At 47.6% G+C, this 6,840-nt stretch carries 3 protein-coding genes; 2 read left to right on the plus strand and 1 reads right to left on the minus strand.

All coding sequences use genetic code 11. The features are described from left to right. Positions 1 to 84 precede the first annotated feature (84 nt). The gene (locus Q0R37_RS08230) at positions 85 to 5,058 is read left to right on the plus strand and encodes a S8 family serine peptidase (protein ID WP_294753241.1); all 4,974 of its coding nucleotides are present in this window, start codon (positions 85 to 87) and stop codon (positions 5,056 to 5,058) included. 101 nt (positions 5,059 to 5,159) lie between these two features. Here the strand turns inward: Q0R37_RS08230 and Q0R37_RS08235 are convergent, their stop codons facing one another. Beyond that, entirely contained in the window at positions 5,160 to 5,708 is a 549-nt protein-coding gene (locus Q0R37_RS08235; RefSeq protein WP_294753243.1) for a hypothetical protein, read from the minus strand. A gap of 354 nt (positions 5,709 to 6,062) precedes the next feature. Between Q0R37_RS08235 and Q0R37_RS08240 the strand changes: the two genes are divergently transcribed. Continuing rightward, positions 6,063 to 6,635 (plus strand): hypothetical protein, encoded by a 573-nt coding sequence (locus tag Q0R37_RS08240; protein ID WP_294753244.1) that lies wholly within the window; start codon positions 6,063 to 6,065, stop codon positions 6,633 to 6,635. The last annotated feature ends 205 nt before the right edge of the window (positions 6,636 to 6,840 follow it).

The raw sequence follows: 6,840 nt of genomic DNA on the forward strand, positions 1-6,840 counted from the left end.
CACGCCTATGTGATTCAAAACAGCTCACTTCAGGACACACTGTTTTTACTACAGCAATATTAAACAGAAAGGACCGATGAAAAAATGAAGAAATTTACACGCCATTTGCTAAGCATGACAGCTTCTGCGATTATCGGAGGCTCCTCAGTTATGAACTGCGGGCTTTCGGCTGCACTGGCAGCATCAAGATATGATGCGGAAAAATACGAAAGCCTTGTTCCTGTCATTATAAGTCTCAGCGGAGAAGCAGTACTTGCAGGAGAAGAAGCAGCAGAAATGGGAGCGGATTATCTCGATACTGCCGGATCGGAAGAAAAGGCGGCAGCCCTCCGTCAGATAAGCAGCGAAGCGGAGGATTACCTCCGCAGTCTCTATCCCGAGCTTGAGATAGGCTATCGCTATAACGTGCTCACCAACGGCTTTTCCTGCGAGCTTCCGGAGGACCTTCTGGACGAAGCAAGAGCCTGCCGTCAGATAGAAGAGGTAACTAAAGTAAGGACTCTGAATATCGTCAAGCCCGAGCTCTACACTGCTCCCGGGCTCGGTGAGGCAGACTATTTCGGAGAGACCACAGGTTATTTCGGAGAGGGCGAGGTCATAGCTGTTCTGGATACGGAATTCGATATCACCCATAGTATGTTCGCTCCCATTGATGATAAGGAGAACAAGCTCTCAAAGGACGACATCATAGCCGTATCAGGTGATCTCAATGTTCAGATCGACCCCGAGAAGGCATATATCAGCAGCAAGCTGCCGTATGTTATAGACTATACCGATGATACTCCGTATGAATACGCAGCTCCTCAGGATTATCACGGCACACACGTTGCAGGCATTGCCGCAGGCGGTAAGGTAAGTGATCCCGAGGGCAGGGAGCTCTCGGGAATCGCAAGGGACGCTCAGATCGTGATGATGAAGGTGTTCAGGCAGATCGCTATTGACGAAATGAGCGGTATATATATGAGCGCCGTTGATACGGACGCAATTATTGCTGCACTGGAGGACGCTGCAAAGCTCAAGGCGGATGTTGTAAATCTCAGCCTCGGAAGTCCTGAGATCAATTCTGACAGCTGCCCGTACAAGGATGCTATAGCAGCACTCAATAACGCAGGTATCGTAGTTGTTGCATCAGCAGGAAACGACAGCAATAACCTTATGGGGGAAGGCGTTTACTGCAGTATTGATACCTCTTCGCCCGATACCCATACGGTGGGCACACCTTCTTCATTAAAGGATGCTTTAAGTGTTGCTTCCGCAAATAACTCATTCCGCCGCGATCCCTGTTTCCTCATTGAAGGTCTTGATGACGAGATACCATTCTTCAGCGGTGAAAACATTACACTGAGCGATCATCTCAGCGATGATGTATACGAATATGTATACTGCGGCCTCGGTGCTCCCGAGGACTTTGAGGGCAAGGATATGCAGGGAAAGATAGCTCTCATCGACAGAGGTACTCAGAGCTTCATGGAAAAGGCGTTCAACGCTCAGATGGCAGGCGCTGCAGCTATGGTCGTATGCAACGACATTGAAGAGGAGAGCCTCACAATGATGGCAATGAACGGGCTGGATTTCCCTGCTGTGTTTATCTCACTGAATGACGGAAATAAGATGAAGGAGGCCGAGTCCAAAAAGATACGCATAGACAGCACCTTAAGCGTCACTACTCCTCTTGACGGAGGGATCAGTGAATTCAGCTCATTCGGTCCGACAGGTGACCTTACTCTCAAGCCCGATATCGCAGGTATCGGCGGTTCGGTATCATCTGCCGCTTATGACAACAAGATAAATCAGCTGGAGGGCACTTCAATGGCTTCTCCGTATGTTGCGGGCTGTGCGGCTGTATTTGACCAGTATCTCAGGAAAAACGGCCTTGAGCTCACAGGCGCGGAAAAGGCAGCATTCATCAAAAATCTTATGATGAACTCCGCCGTTCCTTTCTCGGACGGAGACGTATACGAGAGCCCGAGACGTCAGGGCGCGGGACTTGTGAACATGAAAAACCTGATGAATGACAGGGTTATCCTCACGGGCAAGGACGGTCTTGCAAAGATAGAACTGAAGGATAAGCTCACGGCTCAGCTCAGCTTCGACGTGGATATCAGGAACTTCACCGATCAGGACGTTGAATTCAAGGAGGCTAAGCTGGTGCTGACAGCTGAGGACGGTGCTGCGGCAGAGGGCGACGAATCGGGAAAGCTGTCAATCTGCGGCGCAAGCAATATCGGCGTTACGGCTGATCTTTCGTCACTGCTGAAGGCAGACGCAAATGAAACACGTACAGTAACGGTCAATGCACAGCTCTCAGCCGACGATCTTGACGCACACGGCTCGGCCTTCCCCAACGGCTTCTTCGTTGAGGGATATATCGTCCTCAGCGGTGCGGAAAACTGCTGCGATATCTCTGTACCTGTCATGGGATTTTACGGAGACTGGGCTCAGGTGCCTATATTCCATAACGGTACCAATTACCTTGAACCGTATACATTATATACTCAGACAGGCAACGGCACATTACCTGCTTCCGTATCCTTCGCAGGCAATATCGAGGCTATGCATTATCTCCTCGGAAGGATCCCTGACGAGGCATCAGAGGGAATGTTATACGATCCGTTTAGTATAAGTATGTTTTTGGATGATGAATATAATGATGCCCTCGCACAGTGTCCGAATGACAGCATATACATCTCTCCGAACAGAGACGGAATGGCTGAACAGGCGGAAGTGTACCTGACAACACAGAGAAATGCATACCTCGCAGGTATTAAGATCTACGACAGCGACAACAATCTTGTCGCAGACTCGGATGGGGACGATATGTTCCCAGCATGTTCGCCTGTGTGCTATTTATCGGAATTGAAACCGGGTGATTATCCGGACGGTACATACAAGGGCGTGATAACAGGTCATATCGATTATGAGGGCGCTGACAAGAACCCTCAGACCTATGAAGTCCCTGTGGTAATAGACAGAACAGCTCCCGTAGTTGAGATAAAGCCCAAAGAAGAAAAGGGAAGAAAGCTTATCGAGATCACTTCCGCTGATGAGAATATTGACGGTGTTTACATCATGGGAAAGGGCAGCGGCGGTATCGCGGGAGAATATACTTCGGAAAGCCCGAAGCTCACAGAGATGAATAACATCAGCAGTACGATCGGCTGTATTTATATACCGGTCATTGGTATGCCTGAGGAATACAGGAATCCCGTTAACTCCGACTCTCTCATTATCAATGCTGTTATGGGTACCGCGGACGCATATGAACAGGATATCCTTGATTCTTATGACTTCTCCGATATTCTTCCCGCATACAGGTACAAGAACGAGGACGGAAGCATTTCCGTAACCTACGATGTGACAGATCTTGACGATTACATTGTTGCGGCTATGGACAAGGCTTTCAATATCACAGAGATCATGTCGGACGGCCGTGATATAACACATCTGAAAACGGGATTATGGTGGTCAAAGAACGTTGGGGAAAATGACGTTTACTATAATTTTATAAACAGCAATGCAGGCAGTATCCTCTATCAGAGCGGCGCTCCTTCAAAGAGCTTTACATTTGAGCAGAACGGCGAAAATGTTACAATGAATATCTCTGACGAAGCTTCCTCGGAGACCCGCACGGGAAAGATATCCTTTACGGATAAGAGAAATGCGGTGATCGCATGGGATGACGGCGTTACAGAGAAGCTTTTCTATGCAAGCTCTGACGGCATCGGAGCTTCCGATTTCCTCACCACGCCTGAAATAAAGGACATCGTAACGGTATATCACAACGCACACAGCGACAGCAAGGCAGCTTCTGCCGAGGCAGCATACGACGAAAACGGAATGGGTATCGTTCGCCTGCTTGATAAAAACGGCAGCGCGATAGCCGAGTATACCGCTTTCGACAGGTTTAAGAATGAAGCCGTTGATCCCAGCGGCAAGCCTGTTAAATTTGAATATATCCGAATTGGTGTATACCGTGTATCACAGAATCTCGGCATCGAATCAAAGCATTATTATGTCATCTTCGGAGAGGACGGAAAAGCCGCTGTATACTCCGCAGAGGACGGTCTCGAAATGGAATGCACGGCAGAATACGGCGGCGGTGTGATCGTATGCAACAAGGGCTTGGAGGACGAAAAAGCCATAAATGTTTCATACGACACGATATCAAAGATCACAGTAACATCAGCTGACGGAAGCAGCTATAAGCTTACCCTTGATGCGGATCATAATACCGATGTTAAGGTATATACATTCTCTCAGCTCAATGAAATGGCAGCAGACTACTGTCAGCGTTTAACGGGCGATCGCCCCGAGCTTATATTCGGATCGTTCGACGACAATGACAGATACAGTATGATGTTCTCTGACGGACAGACCATAGCAGCCGATCCACTCGGCGGAAACAGCTTTGATATGCTCGGAAATGAAATTGATATCACAGTGCTTCCCGAGATAAAGGACCTCTTTACTCAGGGACTGTGGAGCTGCAGGAGCGGTGAAAGCCTGAAGTATTACAGCTCGGACGGCAATGGCAATATCATAGCTGTCAATGCTGAGGACGGTTCCGAAGAGGTTATGAAGTATAACTGGATAGGAACCAAAGCGGTTGAGCTTATCTCGGGCGATAATACTGAAACAGCCGCTGCAGAGGCACTCTCAGATTCAGAGATAATGCTCACAAGAGCAGACGGTCAGACCGAAATGCTTGCATATGCAGGCGAAAAGACCATAGATAAGACTGTATTCTACAGCGATAAAAAGCTTGCGGAGATGGCAGCAGCCGACCGCAGTCAGAAAACAGGCAAGAAGGCTGAGGTCTCAGAGACGATCAGCTCCGATGACGGCACAGTAGTTATCAGATTTGCTGACGGTTCGGAGTACAGGATAGACCGCTTTACCGGTACAGGTGCCGATGAAAAAGGTGCGGAAGTAAACCTCCCGCAGACAGGTATCAACGATCTCGGTACAGCAGCCGCAGCAACCTCAGCCGCAGTTCTTATAATCCTCGGTTCAGCAGCAGTACTTGCTTCCTGCGTATTACGCAGAAGAGAAGATTGATCTGCAAATTCCAATACTAAAATGAGCTGCCTAAGTTTATGAGGCAGCTCATTTCTTTGTTTATTGAAAAAATGATACAGGAATTTCTTCAGGATATGGTCTCAGACCCTGCGCCATATGGCAAAAACAGCACAGTAAGCATGATCGTCATCGGGATACTCGTCCTTAAGCTTCTGCCTGATCTTTACTGCCGAGCGATAGTCGGGTATCAGACCAAATCCGTTCAGTTCACGATGATCGAATGCCTTTGAAAAATAATCTCCTGCTGTGAAGCTTCCGCAGTTGAGTATGGCACTTACCAAAAAATCCGAAAGGTCAAATCCGCAGAATACATATCCTTTGACCTTCTGTTCAGCGATATCGGGAATGTCGAGGTCCCCATTCCCGTCAAGCATACAAAAGACACGCAGTACCTGATCACCCTCTTCGATCGGAATGTCCTCAGCCTGCTCTTCGGTCATGGGGATCTGCTCCTCTTCGGGAAATAATGCACCGTCAACAGAAATGACTTCCTTTACGGACTCTCCGAACCAGCGCTTTTCATCCTGTCGAACAGGGAAATAGCGCTTGCATAAACAGTACTGCGGATTTACCTGACTGTCAGAGAGGATATAATCAATAACATCTCCGTAGCCAACATTCCAATGCATAAATAAGCCTCCTTGCTGCCGCAGCGGTCTTGTATTATCCATATTATACACTAAATTGCTTTAAAATTCAAGAGAGAGGTGTGAAAAACTTTTGACTTTTTCGGCTTTATTTGTTATAATATTGGGTAACAGGAAGGATGCTGCCGTAACGTATGAAAGGTGTGATAATATGAGTTTGTTTTCAAATACCATAAACCTCGGAGAAATATTTGAAAAGTATAACTGCGGACAAGAAGCGTATGTGAATATGCAGATCGGCTTCGACAGGCGGCTGTACAGCCTGTAAACGATGGACTGCTGCTGGTCGGTGCAAGATGCTATTGCAGGAACGGCGTTGGAGAAAACAATGCGGCTGTGTTCGATGAGTTCGGAAACATCATAAGGCAGTATTGCTTTGGAGACGGGATAAACGACGTTATTGCGCTCTCGGACGGCAGGATCGTTACAAGCTATTTTGATGAGGGTGTTTTCGGCAATTATGGCTGGGAGCAGCCGTTGGGCGCAAGCGGGCTCGTTGTGTGGAGCAAAGATGGCAGTGCCGTATGGGAAGCTGACAGAGGTATATGCGACTGCTATGCAATGAATATCGACGACAGTGAAAGACTCTGGTATTACTATTATACAGAGTTCGAGCTCGTATGTACCGACTTTCAAAAAGAAAAAGCATATCTGCCGGATATCGGCGGTTCAAGTATGCTCATCCTGCCCTCAGACGGTCAGAGCGTTATCTTTGACAAGGGTTATCAGAAGCATGGCTTATTTGCCAGAGAAAGTTTTATCGGCGACCGCCTTTCAGCGCCTGAGGATGTGCCGCTTGAATATGAGGGCGATGAGATCTCGCTTTGGAGGTGTACATCGAGGGGCGCTCTTGCAGCGTTCATTGATAACGAATGCAGATTGTTCGTGAAACGGTTTTTCAGTTGCTGAATTATTCGGTGTTCTGAAAATATGGACTATTGAACCTGGCGGATAAATAGTAAGGGGTGCGGATAGGTTTCGTTTATACTATACGGTGTATCATATATTTAAAACGAGACAGCTCCCGAATTCTTTGCTGTTGAAAATGCAAAAACGCATTGAATTGCAATATGGAATATGCTATAATGAATGCAAAAGCATTCATTATAGTTTA

The sequence above is a fragment of the uncultured Ruminococcus sp. genome, assembly GCF_946415235.1.
Taxonomy (GTDB): Bacteria; Bacillota; Clostridia; order Oscillospirales; family Ruminococcaceae; genus Ruminococcus.